Annotated in this window: 14 protein-coding genes; 3 read left to right on the forward strand and 11 right to left on the reverse strand. The window is 63.8% G+C overall.

Translation table 11 applies throughout. The features are described from left to right. Positions 1–276: 276 nt before the first annotated feature. Positions 277–1,353 (forward strand): 4-hydroxyphenylpyruvate dioxygenase, encoded by a 1,077-nt coding sequence (hppD, locus tag CQW31_RS05340; RefSeq protein ID WP_054885310.1) that lies wholly within the window; start codon positions 277–279, stop codon positions 1,351–1,353. A gap of 16 nt (positions 1,354–1,369) precedes the next feature. On the opposite strand, the gene CQW31_RS05345 is transcribed toward hppD, so the two are convergent. Both CQW31_RS05345 and CQW31_RS05350 read right to left on the reverse strand, forming a co-directional pair. Beyond that, positions 1,370–2,176 carry a CSS-motif domain-containing protein gene (locus tag CQW31_RS05345; protein ID WP_099813976.1) on the reverse strand — a complete coding sequence of 269 codons (807 nt, stop codon included), beginning with the start codon at positions 2,174–2,176 and terminating at the stop codon, positions 1,370–1,372. A gap of 132 nt (positions 2,177–2,308) precedes the next feature. Beyond that, a complete protein-coding gene (locus tag CQW31_RS05350) occupies positions 2,309–2,995 on the reverse strand; it encodes a type 1 glutamine amidotransferase domain-containing protein (protein ID WP_099813977.1) in 687 nt (228 codons plus the stop codon). 220 nt (positions 2,996–3,215) lie between these two features. Between CQW31_RS05350 and CQW31_RS05355 the strand changes: the two genes are divergently transcribed. Continuing rightward, positions 3,216–5,282, forward strand: a complete 2,067-nt coding sequence (locus CQW31_RS05355) for a response regulator (protein WP_371858364.1) — start codon at positions 3,216–3,218, stop codon at positions 5,280–5,282. A 35-nt stretch (positions 5,283–5,317) separates the two neighbouring features. On the opposite strand, the gene CQW31_RS05360 is transcribed toward CQW31_RS05355, so the two are convergent. From CQW31_RS05360 to mexE, 4 genes are all read right to left on the reverse strand, one after another. Further along, a complete protein-coding gene (locus CQW31_RS05360) occupies positions 5,318–6,373 on the reverse strand; it encodes a tetratricopeptide repeat protein (protein ID WP_099813979.1) in 1,056 nt (351 codons plus the stop codon). A gap of 166 nt (positions 6,374–6,539) precedes the next feature. Then, a complete protein-coding gene (locus CQW31_RS05365; protein WP_099813980.1) occupies positions 6,540–7,958 on the reverse strand; it encodes an efflux transporter outer membrane subunit in 1,419 nt (472 codons plus the stop codon). Continuing rightward, positions 7,955–11,134 carry an efflux RND transporter permease subunit gene (locus tag CQW31_RS05370; RefSeq protein ID WP_099813981.1) on the reverse strand — a complete coding sequence of 1,060 codons (3,180 nt, stop codon included), beginning with the start codon at positions 11,132–11,134 and terminating at the stop codon, positions 7,955–7,957. Before CQW31_RS05370 ends, CQW31_RS05365 begins: the two co-directional genes overlap by 4 nt. A gap of 12 nt (positions 11,135–11,146) precedes the next feature. Then, complete coding sequence (mexE, locus tag CQW31_RS05375; RefSeq protein ID WP_054885304.1) at positions 11,147–12,388, reverse strand: multidrug efflux RND transporter periplasmic adaptor subunit MexE; 1,242 nt, start codon at positions 12,386–12,388, stop codon at positions 11,147–11,149. Between the two features lie 351 nt (positions 12,389–12,739). Here mexE and CQW31_RS05380 point away from each other — a divergent pair, with 351 nt between their 5' ends. Next, positions 12,740–13,864: an MFS transporter gene (locus tag CQW31_RS05380; protein ID WP_054885330.1), complete on the forward strand. Its 1,125-nt coding sequence runs from the start codon at positions 12,740–12,742 to the stop codon at positions 13,862–13,864. A 32-nt stretch (positions 13,865–13,896) separates the two neighbouring features. On the opposite strand, the gene CQW31_RS05385 is transcribed toward CQW31_RS05380, so the two are convergent. The 5 genes from CQW31_RS05385 to CQW31_RS05405 all read right to left on the reverse strand — a co-directional run bounded on the left by CQW31_RS05385 (position 13,897) and on the right by CQW31_RS05405 (position 20,023). Beyond that, positions 13,897–15,189: an MFS transporter gene (locus CQW31_RS05385; RefSeq protein ID WP_099813982.1), complete on the reverse strand. Its 1,293-nt coding sequence runs from the start codon at positions 15,187–15,189 to the stop codon at positions 13,897–13,899. 37 nt (positions 15,190–15,226) lie between these two features. Beyond that, a complete protein-coding gene (gene tcuB, locus CQW31_RS05390) occupies positions 15,227–16,387 on the reverse strand; it encodes a tricarballylate utilization 4Fe-4S protein TcuB (protein WP_099813983.1) in 1,161 nt (386 codons plus the stop codon). Next, entirely contained in the window at positions 16,374–17,819 is a 1,446-nt protein-coding gene (tcuA, locus tag CQW31_RS05395; protein WP_099813984.1) for an FAD-dependent tricarballylate dehydrogenase TcuA, read from the reverse strand. Before tcuA ends, tcuB begins: the two co-directional genes overlap by 14 nt. A 115-nt stretch (positions 17,820–17,934) precedes the next feature. Beyond that, positions 17,935–18,867 (reverse strand): LysR substrate-binding domain-containing protein, encoded by a 933-nt coding sequence (locus tag CQW31_RS05400; RefSeq protein WP_099813985.1) that lies wholly within the window; start codon positions 18,865–18,867, stop codon positions 17,935–17,937. 109 nt (positions 18,868–18,976) lie between these two features. Further along, positions 18,977–20,023: a LacI family DNA-binding transcriptional regulator gene (locus CQW31_RS05405; protein WP_099813986.1), complete on the reverse strand. Its 1,047-nt coding sequence runs from the start codon at positions 20,021–20,023 to the stop codon at positions 18,977–18,979.

Consider the following 20,023-nt stretch of genomic DNA (forward strand, 5'->3'; position numbering starts at 1 on the left):
CGTGTTGAGGATAGCCGTTTGTCGGCGCAGGTGGCGAACTAAAGCGCGACAAAGCAATTTACGCACTGTAGAATCGGTTTACGAATACAACAATAAGGTCCTTCGTTTCTGAAGGGTCAACCCTCGCAGAGAATGGGTCCATATGACATACCATGGGTTCAAGCTGATCATTGGTGACTTCCTCGCCCGCAGCGTGCGCGGTATCCCATGCTCTCCACCATCGCCGTTCCACATCCTACGCAATCATTAATTTCCGCTGCAGATGAGGGTACGAACATGGCTGATATCTTTGACAATCCAATGGGCCTGATGGGCTTTGAGTTCATCGAACTGGCTTCGCCGACACCAGGCGTGCTGGAGCCGGTGTTCCAGATGCTCGGCTTCACCAAGGTGGCCACTCACCGCTCCAAGGACGTGCACCTGTACCGCCAGGGCGGCATCAACCTGATCCTCAACAATGAGCCAAAGAGCATCGCCTCTTACTTTGCCGCCGAGCATGGCCCGTCGGTGTGCGGCATGGCGTTCCGTGTGCGTAACGCCCATGAAGCCTACGCCCGGGCCCTGGAGCTGGGCGCCCAGCCAGTCGAGATCGAAACCGGCCCGATGGAACTGCGCCTGCCGGCCATCAAGGGCATTGGTGGTGCTCCGCTTTACCTGATCGACCGTTTCGATGAAGGCAGCTCGATCTACGATATCGACTTCAATTTCATCGAGGGTGTTGATCGCAACCCGGCGGGTGCAGGCTTGAAGATCATCGATCACCTGACCCACAACGTCTATCGCGGGCGCATGGCCTACTGGGCTGGCTTCTACGAGAAGCTGTTCAATTTCCGCGAGATCCGCTACTTCGATATCAAGGGCGAATACACCGGCCTGACCTCCAAGGCCATGACCGCGCCTGACGGCATGATCCGCATTCCGCTCAATGAAGAGTCATCCAAGGGTGCAGGGCAGATCGAAGAGTTCCTGATGCAGTTCAACGGCGAAGGCATCCAGCATGTGGCCTTCCTCACCGATGACCTGCTCAAGACCTGGGATGCCCTCAAGGGCCTTGGCATGCGATTCATGACCGCACCGCCGCAGACCTATTACGAAATGCTCGAAGAGCGCCTGCCAGGGCATGGCGAGCCAGTCGACCAGCTGCAGGCCCGTGGCATCCTGCTGGATGGCGCTTCCGAGCCGGGTGACAAGCGCCTGCTGCTGCAGATTTTCTCGGAAACCCTGCTTGGCCCGGTGTTCTTCGAATTCATTCAGCGTAAAGGGGATGACGGTTTCGGTGAAGGCAACTTCAAAGCCCTCTTCGAGTCCATCGAGCGTGACCAGGTGCGCCGCGGCGTGCTCAATGCCGAATGAGTGAATTGTGGCGCCGTCAGCCTTTGCTGGCGGCGCTGCGAGCACGCTGGCGACGTTGCCTGAACAGGCCCCAGTACGTGATCGAGCCGGTAATGACGCCTATCAGCGCCAAGATAGGGAAAAGCTGTTTCAATGTCTGGTGTGTCTGGTGTGCCGCATAGCCGTGGGCATAGCCTGCCTTGACGGTATAGCCATACTTGCTCGAGACCCCCTCCTGGTAAAACTCGACTTGTGATGGGCGCGTTGCATCGCGGCTATCGCCGTCGGCCCAGATGTAAAACTCATCAAATTCGAGCAGTAACGTCAGCCCCGTCTGAAATGCCCGCAACTCATTGCGCAGCAACAGGCCATAGGACGTGGCAATGATCCCTTTATTATTCTCACTCAGCTGATAGGCGAGCAGAACCGCATTGGGTGTTGCTGGCGCATCCAGCACCAGACGAAATTGCGAACGAGTATCCGGGAAAATGTCATCGGGTGGAAAAGGCGTTTTCAAGGTATTGCAATAGGTGCGGCGATCAACGGTCAAAGCCAACGAACGCAGATGCGGCGCTTTCGTGACCTGATCGACCAATTGCGGCAGGGCACTCTCGCAGGCGGTCCCTGCCAACTTCAGTGCAGCAGACGCGGATGCGTGTATGCGATCCAGTGCCAGGTCCACGGAATAGATCGCTTCCTTCACAGAGATTCGTGCGGTTTCTTCAAGCTTCTTGTCCTGCTGATAAAGCATGACCATCAGCCCGGTGCCGACCGGCAGCAGGCTTATTGCCAAAGTCAGCAACAGTTCTATCAAACCCTGCCCAGCAGTTTTGATTCTCGACATGAATGTTCGGCCCCCAGTTTCCAAGCTGCCCGAGATGGGCAGCCCAAGTGGTGAGCCTATGAATCAATTACTGTACTTGCTGTAATCCATAACCATGCGTGCTTGGTGAACTACGCTGCTGAGGTGTAGGACTCATCGCCGCGAAAGGGCAGCAATGACCTGCTCGGCCAGCAGGTTCGTCGAGGCTGGGTTCTGCCCGGTAATCAGCCGGTCGTCGCAAACCACGAACGGCTTCCACGGCTCGTCGGCCTTGCTGTAGTTGCCGCCCCGGGCAATCAGTTCGGTCTCGGTAAGAAAGGGCACGACCTTGTCCAGCTCTGCCAGTTTTTCTTCGGTATTGGAAAACCCGGTGACCTGCCGGTCCTTGAGCAGCAGGCTGTTGTCGCTGAGCTTGATGTTCAACAGGCCGACCACGCCGTGACAGACCGCGGCAACCACGCCGTTGTTTTCATGGATGCTGCGTGCCAGCTCCTGCAATGGCGGGTTGTCGGGGAAGTCGTACATGACACCGTGGCCGCCCGTGTAGTAGATGGCGCAGTAATCACTTGCCCTGACCTCGCCTGGGCTTGATGTTGCGCCCAGACGGTTCATGAACGATGTGTCGTCATACCATTGCCAGTCCAGCTCCGGGGCCATTTGCAGGCTATGCGGGTCGATGGGTACATAGCCGCCATTCGGGCTCACATAATCGACTTCATACCCAGCTTTCAGCGCGACCTCGACAAAGTGCACGGCTTCCCCCAGCCATAGGCCCGTGGCCCGCTTCAGGCTCGGGTACTTGGCCGTGTTGGTCAGTACTACCAGAATCTTCTTGCTCATCACCTCGCTCCCGGGTCTGTCGTCGTGGGGCAATGGGGTCAGTGGCGCGGGGAAAACCTGTTAAGCATAGCTTCCGTTTGCCAAGGCGCTACTTCGGTAACGGGCCTATGCTGGTGGTCGCTGCCTGCGCACGCTGGATGCGCAGCTATTGCAGTGGCAGATGGTCGGGCAGATGATGCGCAAACGGAATCTTCATCCCAACGCAACGGTGGAAACGACAGTGCTGGTAAACGACACGCCGCGCAAACCTTCAGCCCAAGGCATGGAACTCGCCACGCGGCCGGCAACGGCAGCGGGCATGGCTGAGCAGGTCACGCGGTTCGACTGGTGTTACAGCCCGCTCGGGCCGCTGCCGCATTGGCAGGCACCGTTGCGTATCGCAGTCGACATGATGGTGCTTTCGCCGTTTCCCTGCGCGGTGGTCTGGGGCGCCGGGATGACCGTGGTTCACAATGATGCTTACGCGAATTTGCTCGAATGTGACGGTCACGCCCTGGGGCAGGCGTTCGACAGACTGTGGGCAAAAGCCTGGAAGGTCATTGGCCCTTGCGTGTTCCAGGTGCTTGAAGGGGGGGCGATCTTTGGCGAAGACCAGCCGCTATGGCTGACGAACAAGCAAACGGGCAACAAAGCCTGCTATGTCTTCAGCTACACACCGTTACGCGATGAACAGCACGAAGTGGTCGGGTTTCTGCATACGGTGATCGAAACCAGCGCCAGCGTCGACACGCATCATCAGTGGCGCGAGCAGGCATTGGCGTTCGAGCGCGAGATCCAGTCCGTCTTGGCCGATCGTGATCACATCTGGCAACTTTCTCGCGATGCGATGATCGCCGTGACTGCCGACCTGCGGCTGCAAGCGTCCAACCCGACCTGGCAGCGCGTGCTGGGCTGGACCGAAGGCGAGGTGGTCGGTAAGCCGATCCTGGAACTGGTCCATCCTGCGGACAGAGCCGAAGTTGAGGTGGCGGTGATGGAGTTCGTCAACGACTGCGGGCTTGAGCAGCTCGAGACGCGGTTACGCCACAAGGACGGGCACTACCGGTTGTTTCGCTGGACGGCGAGTTTCGACGGCACGCTGCTGACGGCCGTAGGGCGGGACATTTCGCAGGAACATGAAGATATCTTGCGCCACTCCGATAGCCTTTTACGGGTAACCGAGCGGCTGGATGCGGTCAGCCATCTGGCCGGAGGCATGGCCCACGAGATGAACAACCTGCTGTCGGGTATTGGCGGCAGCCTGGAGTTGTTGCAACGACGCATGGAGCAAGGGTGCCTGGAGCACATCGACCGTTATGTGTCCCTGGCCAGCGATTCTGTACAGCGCGCGATGAAGCTCACACACCGTCTGCTGGCGTTCTCGCGTCATCAGCCGCTGTCACCCAAGCCGGTGGACATCAATCGCCAGCTGGCCGCCATGGAACCGCTGTTGCATCAGGTGCTGGGCACTGAAATGCTACTGGGCTTGGAGCTGGACGTACAACCCTGGGCAGTCTGCCTGGATGTTGCGCAGCTCGAAACCGCCATGGTGAACCTGTTAGCCAACGCCCGCGAGGCGTGCCTTGGCCGTGGCGTGGTGACGTTGCGTACGATCAACAAGCGCCTGGAGGCGGCGAGCCCCGACGACCAAGGTGTCCCGCCTGGTGACTATGTCGCCTTGTATGTGATCGACGATGGCCATGGTATGCCCCAAGTGGATCTGGCGCGGGCATTCGAGCCGTTCTTCACCACCAAACCCATGGGTCACGGTGCCGGGTTGGGCCTGGCGATGGTGTATGGCTTCGTCGGCCAGTCGGGTGGCCACGTATGGCTTGAATCAGCACCTGACCACGGTTTCAAGGTCTGCATGTTGTTTCCGCGATGCTTTGAACACGTGGCGCAGCAGCCCCCGCAGCCGGTTCCGGCGGTAACCCGGGCCAGTGGCCAACGGGTGCTGCTGGTAGATGATGATGAAAACCTGCGTTCGGTGATGAAGGAGTATCTGCAGGAACGTGGTTTCGACGTGTGCGATGCGAGGGATGCGAATTCGGCGCTTGATCGCTTCCGCCACCACGGCCCGTTCGACCTGGTCATCACCGACATCGGCCTGCCCGGAGGTTTCAGTGGGCGGCAGGTCGCCAGGGCGATGCGCATGCTTGTGCCGGAGCAGAAAATTCTGTTCATCACCGGGTTCAATGACCAACCGCTGGACCCGCAACTGTCCGAGGCGCCCGGCACGGCGCTGATGCTCAAGCCGTTCGCGTTGGCCAGCCTGATGAGCCAGGCCCTGCTGATGCTGAGCGACTGAACCGGCCCCTTCGGCAACCCACTGGCCAATGCCAGTCACAGCCCCTGCTGCAGGAAGGGATCGTCCGGGTTCTGCCGCTCCAGTTCAGCCAGCAAGACCTGGACATTCTGCAACTGGCCGGACGCTTTCCAGTACTGGATCAGCAGCACCCGCGCCCGGCGGTTGGCTGGCTGGCGGCTGAGCAGGGTTTCCAGTTGTTTTTGCGCAGCATCGGACTGGTCCAGCTCATGCAAGGTGACCGCCAGAGTGTAGCGATAGTCGGCATTCTCCGGCTCCAGTTCCACCGCGCGGGACAAGGCGAGCAGGGCGTATTCACGCTGATCATGGCGGATCAGCCAGAGCCCCAGCTCGTATTGCAGGAACGCTGAGTCCGGACGCAGCGCCAGGGCCTTGGCCAGCACCTGGCGGGATTGCTCGTGCTGGCCCTGGCGCTCCAGAAGGCGCACCTGTGTGGCCAGGGCGTCGAGGCCTTCCGGGGCCACCGCGAGGCTGCGCTGCAGGGCCGCGGCAGCCTGATCGTAGTCGTTCTCGTGCAAGTACAGGCGCGCCAGGTGCACTTGGGCCTCGGCGTCGTCGGGTTGTTTTTCCAGGGCTTGCTGGTATTGCTCCAGTGCGCTCTGCAACGGGCCGAAGTACAGGCCGATGGCATCGGGGTCCAGACCCAGCAATGCGTCCACGGCGGCGAAGCGCACGCTCTGTTCGTCATCGTCCAGCAACGGCCCCAGCACCAGGCTGCGCTGAGAGGGCGGCAGTAGCTTGCGGATGCTGGCAATGGCTGCGCGACGCACCAGCGGGTCGTCGTTTTCCAGGTCCAGGCGCGCCAGCTTGAGCGCTTGCGGCGAGGGGTAGTTGGGTAATTCGGCATACAGTGCGGCGCGGCGGATCGGCGTCAGGTCATCGCGTTGCAGCTGTTGGTAAAGCACCCGGGCGGCACCTGGCAGGCCGTCATGGGCCTGGCGCAGTGCCTTGCCGTAGCTGTGTGGCGGCAGTACCGGTGGCGCGGGCTTATCGTCCCGGCGCAGGAAAACGATGGCGAGCGACACCAGGATCAGCAACAACACGGCGATCAGGTAGCGGTGGCGTCTGGGCATCGTACGCAGCGGTCCATGGCGGTCGGAAGGCAGAGCTTGGGGCAGAATGCCCTGGGCTGCAAGCGAACGGGTCGCCAGCGGCCCATAAAAAAGCCCCGCAGACCAAGGCCGGCGGGGCAAACGGTTGGGGGAGGAACCAACCAAAGGAGTCGTTGCAAACAGAGGATCAGCGGGCGCTGGCGACGGTTTCAGGCTGCCAGCCACCGCCGAGGGCCTTGTAGATCGAGACGATGCCGCGATACAGCTCGACTTCACCCTGGGCCTGGGCGTCTTCGGCGCTCAGGCGTTCGCGTTCGGCATCGAGCAGCACCAGGTAATCCACCGTGCCCTCGCGGTAACGCACCGAGGCGAGGTCGGCTGCCTTGCGGCTGGCCTCGCTCTGCCGGATCAGCGACAACAGCCGCTGCTGGGTCTTGTCGTAGTCGCTGAAGGCGTTGGCCGACTCTTCCAGGGCCAGCAGCACCTGCTGTTCATAGTTGGCCAGGGCGCCTTCGGCGTCAGCCTTGGCCCCGCGCAGGCGGGCCCGCACGCTGCCCAGGTCGAAGGCGGCCCAGGTGATGCTCGGCCCCAGCGACCAGGCATTGGCTGCGGAGGAGCCGATCTGTGAGCCACGGGCGGCGGTAAAGCCAAGGAAGCCGCTGAGGCTTACCCGCGGGAACAGGTCGGCAGTGGCTACGCCGACATTGGCGGTGGCGGCGGCCAGCTGGCGTTCGGCGCTGCGGATATCCGGGCGGCGGCGCAGCAACTCGGCCGGGTCGCCCACCGGCAAGGCCTTGGCGATCGCCGGCAAGGCCTTGGGCGACAGGTCGACGCTCAGCGCGTCCGGGCGCTGACCGAGCAGGGTGGCGATGCGGTGCCGCGCTCGGGCCTGTTCGGCCTGCAACTGCGGCACGGTGGCCTCGACCCCCGCCAGGCGGGCATCGGCACGGACGACGTCGAGATCGTTGCCAACCCCGGCGTCGCGCAGGGTCAGCGTGATACTGCGAGACTCCTGCTGGGTCTTGAGGTTGGCCATGGCGATCTTTTCGCGCAGTTGCGCCCCGCGCAGCTGGCCATAGGCGTCCACCAGCTCAGCGATCAGGCTCACCTGCAGCTGTTGCAGGTCGGCCTGGGCCGCTGCTTCCTGGGCTTCGCTGGCTTCGATCTGGCGCTGGATGCGGCCGAACAGGTCAAGCTCCCAGGCCATGTCCAGGCCCAGGTCGTAGCGTTCCTGATTGACCCGCTGGGTGGTCTGACCGGGAATCTGGCCCTTGCCGATCTCGCTGCTGGCGCGGCTGGTGACCACGGGGAACTGGTCATTGGCGGCGTCATCACGAATCGCCCGTGCCGACTTGAGCCGGGCGAAGGCCACGCGCAGGTCACGGTTGCCGTCCAGCGATGCCTGCACCAGCTGGTTCAGCACCGGGTCGTCGAACTGCTTCCACCACACGCTTTCGAAGCGGCTGCGGTCGAAGGCCTTGGCCTGCACATCCGTGCTGTCGAAGTGTGCGGGCTCGGTGTCCGGGGTCTTGTAGTCCGGGCCGACCGCGCAGGCTGCCAGGGCCAGCGCCAGCAGGCTCGGGGTCAGGGGTTTGAGCAGGTTCATGCATGGTTCTCCAGAACAGGCGCGTGTTCGGCCTTGCGGGCCTGGCGACGCTCGACGAAACGGCGGATCAGGAAGAAGAACACCGGGGTCAGGAACAGGCCGAACACAGTCACGCCGATCATCCCCGAGAACACCGCCACACCCATGGCATGGCGCATTTCCGAGCCGGCACCGGAGCTGAACACCAGCGGTACCACGCCCATGATGAAGGCGATCGAGGTCATCAGGATCGGCCGCAGGCGCAGGCGGCAGGCTTCCAGCACCGCAGCCAGCGGGTCGAGGCCCTTGGCCTGTTCATCCTTGGCGAACTCGACGATCAGAATCGCGTTCTTGCACGCCAGGCCCACCAGCACGATCAGGCCGATCTGGGTGAAGATGTTGTTGTCGCCACCCGACACGATCACCCCGGTGATGGCCGACAGCAGGGTCATCGGTACGATCAGGATCACCGCCAGCGGCAGGCTCCAGCTCTCGTACTGGGCGGCCAGCACCAGGAAGGCCAGCAGCACGCACAGCGGGAACACGAACAGCGCGGTATTGCCAGAGAGGATCTGCTGGTAGGTCAGGTCGGTCCACTCGAAGGTCATGCCGTTGGGCAGCTCTTGCTTGAGCAGCTTCTCGATCGCCGCCTCGGCCTGGCCGGAGCTGTAGCCTGGGGCTGCGGCACCGTTGATCTCGGCAGTGATGAAGCCGTTGTAGTGCATCACCCGGTCAGGCCCGGAGGTGTCGCTGACCTTGAGGAAGGTCGCCAGCGGGATCATCTCGCCGAGGTTGTTGCGCACCTTCAGCTGGCCGATCTGCTCGGCATCGAGGCGGAACTGCTGCTCGGCCTGTACGTTGACCTGGTAGGTGCGGCCAAAGCGGTTGAAGTCGTTGGTGTACAGCGAGCCCAGGTAGACCTGCAGGGTGTCGAAGATGTCGGTGATCGCCACGCCGTGGGTCTTGGCCTTTTCCCGGTCGATGGCGGCATCGACCTGCGGCACGTTGACCTGGTAGCTGGTGAACAGGCCCGCCAGTTCCGGCACGTTGTGGCTCTTGGCGATGATGTTCTGGGTTTCCTTGTACAGCGCTTCGTAGCCGAGGTTGCCGCGGTCCTCGATCTGCAGGCGGAAGCCACCGATGGTGCCAAGGCCTTGCACGGGCGGTGGCGGGAAGATCGCGATGTAGGCGTCCTGGATGTCGGCGAACTTGGCATTCAGCGCAGCGGCAATCGCCGCAGCCGACTGGCTCGGGTCCTTGCGCTCGTCGAACGGCTTGAGCGGGGTGAACACGATGCCGCTGTTCGGGCTGTTGGTGAAGCCGTTGATCGACAGGCCCGGGAAGGCTACCGAATCGGCTACGCCCGGTTGCTCCAGGGCGATTTCGCTCATGCGCTTGATCACCGCCTCGGTACGGTCGAGGCTGGCGGCGTCGGGCAGCTGGGCGAACGCCACCAGGTACTGCTTGTCCTGCGCCGGCACGAAACCGGTCGGCGTGGAGGCAAAGCCCAGGTAGGTCAGGCCCATCAGGCCGGCATAGACGAACAGGGCGATGCCGCTGGAGCGGATGACCCGGCGTACGCCGCCGACGTAGCCGTGGCTGGCGCGGTCGAAGAAGCGGTTGAACGGGGCAAACAGCCAGCTGCCCAGCAGCCGCTCGAGGAACCGCGAGAAGCGGTCTTTGGGCGCATGGTGGTCTTTCAGCAGCACGGCAGCCAGCGCTGGCGACAAGGTCAGCGAGTTGAACGCCGAGATCACGGTGGAAATGGCGATGGTCAAGGCGAACTGCTTGTAGAACTGCCCGGTCAGGCCGGAAATGAATGCCGCCGGTACGAACACCGCGCACAGCACCAGCGCCGTGGCGATGATCGGCCCGGTCACTTCGCTCATGGCTTTTTGCGTGGCTTCCAGGGGTTTCAACCCCAGCCCTATGTTCCGCTCGACGTTCTCCACCACGACGATGGCGTCGTCCACCACGATACCGATGGCCAGCACCAGGCCGAACAGCGACAGCGCGTTGAGCGAGAAGCCGAACAGGTGCATGACCGCGAAGGTACCGATCAGCGAGACGGGTACAGCCATCAGCGGGATGATCGAGGCGCGCCAGGTCTGCAGGAACAGGATCACCACCAGCACCACCAGCACCAGCGCTTCGAACAGCGTGTGCACCACGGCTTCGATGGAACCACGGACGAACACGGTCGGGTCATAGACGATGCTGTAGTCCATGCCTTGCGGGAAGTCCTTCTTCAGCTCGGCCATCTTGGCCCGCACTTCGTCGGAGATTTCGATGGCGTTGGAGCCTGGCCGCTGGAAGATCGGGATAGCCACCGCCGGCTGGTTGTTCAGCAGCGAACGCAGGGCGTACTGGCTGGAGCCCAGCTCGACCCGGGCAATGTCCTTCAGGCGCGTGATTTCGCCATCGGCACCTGCGCGGATGATGATGTTCTCGAATTCTTCCTCGTTGACCAGGCGGCCCTGGGTGTTGATCGACAGCTGGAAGCTGGTAGAGCCGGGGGCGGGCGGGGCGCCCAGCTGGCCGGCGGCGACCTGGCGGTTCTGCTCACGGATCGCGGCCACCACGTCGCTGGCGGTCAGGTTGCGCGACGCGGTCTTGTTCGGGTCGAGCCACACGCGCAGCGAATAGTCGCCCATGCCGAACAGCTGCACGTCACCGACGCCACCCAGGCGCGCCAGCTCATCCTTGATGTTGAGGATGGCGTAGTTGGACAGGTAGAGCATGTCGTAGCGGTTGTCCGGCGAGGTCAGGTGCACGACCATGGTCAGGTCGGGCGAAGCCTTGTCGACGGTGATACCGATCCGGGTCACTTCCTCCGGCAGCTTGGGCTGGGTACGGGTGACGCGGTTCTGCACCTGCACCTGGGCATTGTCCAGGTCGGTGCCCAGGGCGAAGGTGATGGTCAGGGTCAGCTTGCCGTCGGCGGTGGACTGCGAGGACATGTACAGCATGTTCTCGACACCGGTGATGGCCTGCTCCAGCGGCGCGGCGACGGTCTCGCCGATGACCTTGGGGTTGGCACCAGGGAAGTTGGCGCGCACTACCACGGTCGGCGGTACCACCTCGGGGTATTCGCTGATCGGCAGCTGGAACAGCGAGATCGAACCGGCGATCAGCAGCACCAGCGACAGCACCGCGGCGAAGATCGGCCGGGTAATGAAGAATTTCGAGAAGTTCATCGATGGGGTCCCTTAACCGCGTGGCGCCTGGGCGCTGGCGACTTTTTCAGTGGAGCCGGCCACTTTAGGCGCCGGGTTGCTGGCCTCCAGGGCCTGGCGCTGCTGGGCGAGGGCGGCGAGGGTCTGTTCACTGGCCATCGGGGTTTCTTCCGGGGTCACCGGCGAGCCAGGGCGCACGCGCTGCAGGCCCTTGACCACGATGCGGTCGTCTTTGGCCAGGCCGCTACGGACGATGCGCAGGCCTTCGAGCTTCGGCCCCAGTTCCACGGCGCGGTAGGCGGCGTTGTTGTCCTTGTCCATGACCAGCACGAACTTCTTGCCAAGGTCGGTGCCGACCGCTTCGTCGTTGATCAGCACGGCGTCGTACTGGGCGCTACCCACCAGTTTCAGGCGTGCATACAGGCCCGGGGTGAACTGGCCGTCACGGTTGTCGAACACGGCGCGGCCGCGGATGGTGCCGGTGCGCGGGTTGACCTGGTTGTCGACGAAGTTCATCTGGCCCAGGTGCGGGTTGCCGGTTTCGTTGGTCAGGCCCAGGTACACCGGGGTGCTCTGGCCGCGCTGGCCTTCGCGCGCCAGCTGGGTGTACTTCAGGTACACGCGCTCGTCGGCGTCGAAGTAGGCGTACACCTTGTCGGTGGACACTACGCTGGTCAGTGGCGTGACATCGGCGGTGACGATGTTGCCGGCGGTGAATTCGGCACGGCTGACACGCCCGCTGATCGGCGCGGTGACGCGGGTGAAGCTGAGGTTCAGGCGGGCCAGGTCGAGCTGAGCCTGGATCGCGTCGACGCCGGCGCGGGCTTCGGCAGCGGCGCTGCTGCGCGACTCGGCCAGTTCGGCGGAAATGGCATTGCTGTCACGCAGGCGCTCGCCACGGCGGGCTTCGTTGGCGCTGCGGATGGCGGTGGCCTTGGCCTGTTGCAACTGGGCTTCGAGGCGACGGACTTCAGCCTGGAACGGGCGCGGGTCGATCTGGAACAGCAGGTCGCCTTTCTTCACCTGGGCGCCTTCGGTGAAGGCCACCAGGTCAATCTGGCCGGAGACCCGTGGCCGCACTTCGACGGTTTCCGGTGCTTCCAGGCGGCCGGTGAACTCGTCCCATTCGTTGATCGGCTGCTCGATGACCTTGGCGACGCTGACCTTGGGCGCGGCGGGAGCCTGCACGGCGTCGGGGGTGCGGCCACAAGCGCTGAGCACCACCACTGCCAGGGCAGCAAGGGGGAAGCGCAAGGGTTTGAGTGAGTGATCCATGGAGAACTCCGCCAATGTATTAGTAGTGGGCGGAGTGTGAGTGTCTTGCGCGCGACGCACGAATCGAACGGAGCGAAAGCTATTATCACGCGCAATGATATGTCCGCATCCAACATCGATGGCGGGCATGTGACGGTGACTGCGGGTAAGCTCTCTAAGGCTGTACTGGCCTTTTCGCGGGCACGCCCGCTCCCACAGGTCCTGCACCAGCTCTGAAAGAAGTGCGGTCCCTGTGGGAGCGGGCGTGCCCGCGAACAGGCCCGTGCAGCCCCCCGCACAGCGACTGAAATAGGCCCCACCTTGCACACTTACCACCGCCTGCCCGGCCCCCTCAGCATCGTCCTCCTCGGCGTGCTGCAAATCCTGGTCTGGGGCGGCTCGTTCTTCCTCATGGCAGTGATGGCCGACCCGATCAGCCGCGACACCGGCTGGCCCAGCCAATGGGTCTACGGCGCGCTGTCCCTGAGCCTGATGGTTTCGGCGCTGTTGGCCCCGTTGTCCAGCCGGCTGGTCGCCCGCTACGGCGGTCGCCCGCAAATGGCCGCCAGCGGCGCGGTGGTGGCAGTGGGGTTGCTGATCATGGCCGCCAGCCACACCCTCGGCCTGTTCCTGCTGGCCTGGGCGGTGATCGGCATTGGCATGGCCATGGGTTTGTATGAAGCGCTGTTCGCCACCCTCGGCGGGTTGTACGGCGAAGGCGCGGGCAAGGCCATTACCGGCATCACGCTGATTGCCGGCTTCGCTTCGACACTGTCCTGGCCGACCGTGGCCCTGGCCATTGAACACTTCGGCTGGCGGGCGACGTGCGTGTGCTATGCACTGGTGCTGATGGTGGTGGTGGCGCCGCTGTACTGGCGAGTGCTACCCGCAGGTGGCCGGGTTGAAGTCCCCGCCAAGACGCCGGCAAAAGGCGAAACCCTTGGCGTCGACCGCCAGCTCTACTGGCTGCTGACCAGCATGTTCGCCATTGGCGCGATCATCATGACCGCCATCGCCGTACAGCTGGTGGCCGTCCTTCAGGGGTTGGGTCATTCGCTGCCTGTGGCCATCGGCCTGGCGGCGATGCTCGGGCCCAGCCAGGTGGCCTCGCGGGTGTTGCAGATTCTGGCGGGCAAGCGTCACCCGATCTGGACCGCGCTCGCCTGGGTGAGCCTGGTGTTGATCGGTTTGCTGATGGTGACCTTTATCCCGGCAGCTACGGCGGTAGGCTTGCTGGTGTTCGGCTGCGGCAATGGCCTGCGGGCGATCGTACGCGGGCTGTTGCCGCTGGCGATGATGCCTCCTGCGCAATATGTGCTGCTGATGGGGCGCATGTCGCGGCCGTCGCTGATCGGGCAGGCACTCACGCCCGTGGTGGGGGGCTTTCTGTTCGAGCACTTTGGCTCGATGGGGGTGTTGTTGACCTTGTGCCTGCTGGCGCTGACCAATGTGCTGCTGGTGGGCACGCTGATGCATCGGGTGCGAACCAGCAGCTGAGGCTGCTGGCACTACCGGTTGGCTACCGAGGTTCAGCAGCTAAGCGCCGCTACTGGCTTGGCTCGACGATACAGCACGGTGGTCGCGGTGAACCCGCAGACCGCTGCGAACATCAGCCAGTAGGCCGGCGACGCTTTGTCCCCGGTGGCCTGCACCAACAGCGTCGAGACCGCTGGCGTGAAGCCGCCGAACAGCGCGGTGGCCAGGCTGAAGGCCAGCGAGAAACCAACCACCCGCACGTTCGCCGGCATCACCTCGGTCAGCGCTGCGACCATGGCGCCGTTGTACATCCCGAAGAAGAACGAGAAGTACAGCAACACTGCAAGCAGGCGCTCGAAGCTGGCGGCTTCGGCCAGCCAGTGCATGGCCGGGTAGGCGGTCAGTACGCACAGCAGGGAAATCGCCAACAGCTGCGGGCGCCGGCCGATGCGATCGGAGAGCGCGCCGCCGATGGGCAGCCAGATGAAGTTGCTGACGCCCACCAGCAGGGTTACCACCAGGCTGTCGGTAGTGCTCAGTTGCAGCACGGTCTTGCCGAAGGTCGGGGTGTAGACCGTGATCAGGTAGAACGTCGTGGTGGTCATGGCCGCCAGCAGCCCGCCCGCCAGCACCGTGCGCCAGTTGTCGCACATCGAGCGGAACACTTCGGCAGCGCCCGGGTGGTGCCCGCGGGCCTTGAACGCGTCGGTCTCCTGCAGCGAGCGGCGGATGATGAAGATGAACGGGATGATCACGCAGCCGATGAAGAACGGAATGCGCCAGCCCCAGGCTGCCACTTCGCTGGTGGCCATGCAGGCATTGAGGCTATAGCCCAGCGCTGCCGCCACGACGATCGCCACTTGCTGGCTCGCCGACTGCCAGCTGGTGAAGAAACCGGTGCGCCCCGGCGTGGCGATCTCCGAGAGGTAGACCGAAACACCGCCCAGCTCGGCGCCAGCGGAAAAGCCCTGCAAAAGTCGGCCCAGCAGCACCAGCAACGGGGCGAGGATGCCAATGCTGGCGTAACCCGGCACCAAGGCGATCAGCACGGTACCTGCGGCCATGATCGACAGCGTCACGATCAGCCCTTTGCGTCGGCCGACCTTGTCGATGTAGGCGCCCAGCACGATGGCGCCCAGCGGGCGCATCAGGAAGCCTGAGCCGAACACCGCGAAGGTCATCATCAGCGAGGCGAACTCGCTGCTGGCCGGGAAGAACGTCTGCGATATGTAGGTGGCATAGAAACCGAACAGAAAGAAGTCGAACTGTTCGAGGAAGTTGCCGCTGGTCACCCGCAGGATGGCGCCCAGCTTGGCGCCCCTGGTCTGTGTTGTTGTTTTCATCATGGCTACCGTTTTGCTCGCTTTTGTTGTTTTTGAGTGTTCAATCGCTGCCGGCATTGATCGGGTTGGGCTGGCGTTTCTCGATGGCGTGCTTGAGCAACGCCGCGCTGCGGAAGATGCCGTGGGCGAACTTGCTGTAAGGCATGGTCAGGAAGAACGCCATCACCAGCCCCAGGTGCACGGCCAGCAGCAGGCCAAGCGCGCTGGTCTCGCGCCACGCCAGCAGCGCCAGGCCGCTGGCGCTGACCAGCAACAGCAGGGCGATGAAGCCGCGATCCATGGGCTTCTGCTCGGCGTCGCCGTGGTTGGGGTTGCGCCGCAGGTTGAGGTAGAGCAAGCCGGCGGGGCCTGCCAGCAGGCCGAGACCGCCGGCAATACCCAGCAAGACCGGCAGGCTCAGCACCGGGTAAGGCGCCGCTACGCCCAGCAGGTAGTGGTAGAGCGTCGCGGTGCCGGTCGCGGCCAGGCACAGCAGGAAGCCGTAGAAGGTCAGGTGGTGAAAGCGCCGGCGCCACAGGGTGAAGCGGTCATCGGCGTTGTTGCAGCCTTCGCCGTGGCCACCGTCCAGATACTTGAGCTTGGCCACGCTGGCCGTCGCCTCCAGGGCTGCGGCGGTCTTCAGCCCGACGCCTGCCGCAGGGGGCGATACGTCGCGCCAGAACCGCCGCACGCCCAGGCCCAGGGCGATGACCGCAAAGCCGAACACCGCGCCGAACATCAGTGCCAGGGTGTTGTGCGGGAAGATCCCGTAGAAGTTGCCGCCGGGCATTGGCGTGAACAGGTTGCCCATGGCCAGCAATGTCAGGCACAGGAACAGTACCAGGCCGAAGCCGCTGGCCAGCGCCAGCGTCAGGCCATTGCGTTGGTACAGCCGGCCCAGGGCACGCGGCCAGGCGTATTCGGCATAGGTGTCGAGGCGCACCTTGGCCATGGCCTTGGGTACATTGACTTCGAACGCATGGGGTGCGGCGTACTGGCAGGCATGCAAGCACGCGCCGCAGTTGTGGCACAGGTTGGCCAGGTAGTGGATGTCGGCCTGGTTAAATTCCAGGCGCCGGGTCATCGCCGGAAACACCGCGCAGAACCCTTCACAGTAGCGGCAGGCATTGCAGATGCTCATTTGCCGTTGCACTTCGCTTTCGTGCACGTTCAGCACCGGGATCAGTTCGCTTTTCTGGGCCTGCGGATCAAACAGCTGCATGACGTGCCTCCCGGGAGTCGACAAAGCCTGCGCTGGCAGCCGCCTGGACACCGGCAATGCGGCCGAAAGCCGTGCCGATGGCCATGCCGATACCGGCGGTGTAGCCCTTGCCCAGTACGTTACCGGCCATCATTTCTCCTGCGACGAAAAGGTTGGGGCTGGGCTTGCCGGCGAAATGCACCGCAGCGCTTTCGTCTGTCGCCAGGCCCAGGTAGGTGAAGGTGACGCCTGGCTTGAGCGGGTAGGCGTAGAACGGTGGCTTGACCAGCGGGCGGGCCCAGTGGGTCTTGGCCGGGGTCAGGCCGGCGGTGTGGCAGTCGTCGAGCGCGGTATGGTCGAACGTGCCGACCTGGCAGGCATGGTTGAACGCCTCGATGGTCTGGCAAAACGGCGCTTCTGGCAGGCCCAGCTTGCGCGCCAGTTCCGTCAGGGAGTTGGCCGTGGTGCCTGGGAACACCGGTGGCATGAAACGGCCGATGGCCTGCTGGTCGATGATCGAATAGGCCTGCTGGCCCGGCTGGCCAGCTACCAGGCGGCCCCAGATGGCATAACGCTTGGGCCAGAAGTCTTCGCCCTCGTCATAGAAGCGTTCGCCGTCGCGATTGACCACCACGCCCAGCGACACGCAGTCGATACGGGTGCAGATACCGCCGTCATACAGCGGTGCGCGGGCGTCGATGGCGACCATGTGCGCCTGGGTCGGGTCGCCGATGATATCGGCGCCGAGTTCGCCCAGGCGCTTGAGCAGGATGCCGGTGTTGAAGCGCGTGCCGCGGATCAGGAAGTTGTCCGACGGCCATTCGCCACGGGCGTTCTGGCCCCAGGCTTCACGCAACCACTCGCGATTGGACTCGAAGCCACCCGCCGCCAGCACACAGGCCTTGGCCTGGATTCGTTCTGCTGGTAGTTGCCGGCCCTCGACCTCACGGGCCGGCAGGTGAGCGGCGACGAACCTGCCGTCTTGCAGCTCGATATCGCAGACTTGGGCGTTGTAGCGCACCTGCACGCCGAGCCGTTCGGCACTGCGGAAATAGGCGTTCACCAAGGCCTTGCCGCCACCCATGAAGAACGCGTTGGTCCGCGCCACATGCAGGGCGCCGGACAGCGGCGGCTGAAAATGCACACCGTGGCTGCGCATCCAGTCGCGGCAGCTGGAGGAGGCACGAATGGCGATGCGCGCGAGTTTTTCGTTGGTCAGCCCGCCGGTGACCTTGAGCAGGTCTTGCCAGTATTCCTCTTCGGGGTAGGCGTCGACCAGCACATCCTGGGGCGCGTCGTGCATGCAGCGCAGGTTGCGGGTGTGTTGCGAATTGCCGCCACGCCAGGCCTTGGGCGCGGCTTCCAGCAGCATGACGCTGGCGCCGGCCTCACGGGCCATCAGCGCGGCGCAGAGGGCGGCGTTGCCGCCGCCGATTACAAGAACATCGATCATTTTCGCTCCTCGGTCGCAAGGAGGCATGAACAGAGAGCCCCTTGCGAGTGAGCAGAAAATAGGGCGGTCGGCGAGGCGTCGAAAGGCGGGTTACGACATGAGGTGTTCAGTTTTACTAAAGGCTGGACTCTTCGATCCAGGTCGCCCCCGGCCATTGCCGCTGGCTGACAAGCTGGCGAGCAACGTCGATGATCACCCGTCGTGCGGCCAGCGCGGCAGGGGACAGCTCATCCTCCGCCAGGGTCGCCAACAGGTTGCGCCGGCCAACGTGGGCGTCGCTGATCTGCGCGACCCGCAGCCCGCTTTCACCGCTCAGCGCCGCTGCGGCGCCGGGCTGGATGGTCGCGGCATGGCCTGCACGCACGGCGTTCATCAGCACCGCCAGGCCATCGACCTCCATGATGATGTTGGGCACCAGGCCGGAGCGTTCGAATGCGGTCATCAGGGTCGAGCGCAGCCCATGCTGGGCACTGGGCATGACCAGCGGCAGCTGGCCCAGGTCGGCCAGTTGCACACTGTTTCCCGGCGCATGGGCCAGCTGTGGCGGGCTGATGACGAATAGCTTTTCATCCAGCAGCGGCGTCACGCTCCAGCGTTTGCCACCCTCGAGCTGGAACAGGATCGCAAGGTCGATCTGCCGGGCGTTGAGCTGCGCGGCGAGGTGCCCGGAGAGCATCTCCACCAGGTGCAGCTGGATGTCGGGGTAGCGCTCGCGCATGGCACTGATCAGCGGCAGCGCGAGCACGGTCGCTGTGGTCGGTGGCAGGCCGACGGTGACGTAGCCGCTCATGCGCCCACGGTGGGCAGCCAGGACGGCGTTCTCGGCCTGGCGCAGGCTGAGTTGGGCATGGTGCAGAAACGCCATGCCGGCGCTGGTTGGCGTGACACCTGTGCTGCTGCGGTTGAGCAGGCGGGTGCACAGTTCGCTTTCAAGCTTGGCGATCTGCTGGCTCAGGGCAGAGACGCCGACCTCCAGTTCGAGCGCGGCGCGGCCGAGGCTGCCGTGTTCGATGATCTTGATGAAGTAGCGCAGTTGCCTGAGTTCCAAGGGGGCTCCTGAGGAAAGCAGAGGAAATGAGGATTGGGCGTTAGTGTAACGTGCCTGCTGCGTCAGGCTTGTGCTCGGTGCCCCTGCGGCCGCAACTGCCGTTACCGGATCATGCGCTTTCGCGGGTAATCAATTCGCATTGCAGCAGGTTCAAGCGTTCCACTTCACCCTCATGGGCCACGCATCCCAGATGCTGCAACACCCGCATGGCTGCCAATTCGCCAATTTGCCGCGACGGGGGCCGCAAGGTGGTCAGGCTGGGTAACAGCATTTCGGCGAAGGGATAGTCGCCAAAACCGACGATGGCCATGTCCTCGGGCAAGCGCAGCCCGGCACGTTGGCCGGCCAGGAGTGCGCCGGCGGCCAGGTTGTCGTTGGCGAAGATGATCGCGTCAGGACGAGGGTCGCGACGGATCAGTGCCTCCATGGCCTGCTTGCCGGCTTCAAACGGCGCGCAGTCAGTCGACGGCACGAAAACCCACGGCTCGAGCCCGGCTTCACGCAGTGCTTCGATATAGCCATCGCGCCGCTCCAGCGCGCTGAGGTCACCAGCCGCGCTGTTCTGCACGAAGGCTATGCGCCGGTGGCCCTTGCCCAGCAGATAGCGACACGCCTGCACACCCACCTGGTGATGGCGGAAGCCAACCTGCAGCGCGGACCGTTCCGGGCGATAGTCCCAGATTTCCACCACCGGTACTTCGGCCTCGGTGAGCATCTTCTCGGTGGCCGGGCTGTGGAAATGGCTGGTCACCACCAGCGCTGCCGGCGACCAGCCGAGAAAGGCCCGCACGGCGCTTTCTTCCTGGGCCTCGCTGAAATAGCTGGACGCCAGCAATAGCTGGTAGCCATGCCGGGTCAAGGTGTCGCTGAAGGCCTGGATGGTCTGCGCGAATATCGGCCCGGAAATGTTCGGAATGACCATGCCGACGATACGGCCACGGGCAGAGGCGAGGCCTCCCGCCACCAGGTTGGGCACATAACCTAGCGCTTGTACCGCGGCCTCGATGCGTTCGCGCAGAGGTGGGGATACCTGCCCGGGCTGGTTGAAGTAGCGCGACACGCTGATGGCGGACACGTCGGCGGCCCGCGCCACCTCCGCGAGCGTGACACGGCCCGCGCCACGGCGCTTGCGGGTGGGTTCCTTGGCTTGGCTCAC

The sequence above is a fragment of the Pseudomonas sp. 382 genome, from assembly GCF_002759075.1.
Classification (GTDB): Bacteria; Pseudomonadota; Gammaproteobacteria; order Pseudomonadales; family Pseudomonadaceae; genus Aquipseudomonas; species Aquipseudomonas vlassakiae.

Excerpts from the sequence above, each read along its gene's own strand:
- tcuB (WP_099813983.1), bottom strand. The coding sequence starts at position 16,387 with ATGCAGCTGTTTGATCCGCAGGCCCAGAAAAGCGAACTGATCCCGGTG.
- tcuA (WP_099813984.1), bottom strand. The coding sequence starts at position 17,819 with ATGATCGATGTTCTTGTAATCGGCGGCGGCAACGCCGCCCTCTGCGCC.
- CQW31_RS05350 (WP_099813977.1), bottom strand. The coding sequence starts at position 2,995 with ATGAGCAAGAAGATTCTGGTAGTACTGACCAACACGGCCAAGTACCCG.
- CQW31_RS05370 (WP_099813981.1), bottom strand. The coding sequence starts at position 11,134 with ATGAACTTCTCGAAATTCTTCATTACCCGGCCGATCTTCGCCGCGGTG.
- CQW31_RS05365 (WP_099813980.1), bottom strand. The coding sequence starts at position 7,958 with ATGAACCTGCTCAAACCCCTGACCCCGAGCCTGCTGGCGCTGGCCCTG.
- CQW31_RS05345 (WP_099813976.1), bottom strand. The coding sequence starts at position 2,176 with ATGTCGAGAATCAAAACTGCTGGGCAGGGTTTGATAGAACTGTTGCTG.
- CQW31_RS05360 (WP_099813979.1), bottom strand. The coding sequence starts at position 6,373 with ATGCCCAGACGCCACCGCTACCTGATCGCCGTGTTGTTGCTGATCCTG.
- mexE (WP_054885304.1), bottom strand. The coding sequence starts at position 12,388 with ATGGATCACTCACTCAAACCCTTGCGCTTCCCCCTTGCTGCCCTGGCA.
- CQW31_RS05385 (WP_099813982.1), bottom strand. The coding sequence starts at position 15,189 with ATGATGAAAACAACAACACAGACCAGGGGCGCCAAGCTGGGCGCCATC.
- hppD (WP_054885310.1), top strand. The coding sequence starts at position 277 with ATGGCTGATATCTTTGACAATCCAATGGGCCTGATGGGCTTTGAGTTC.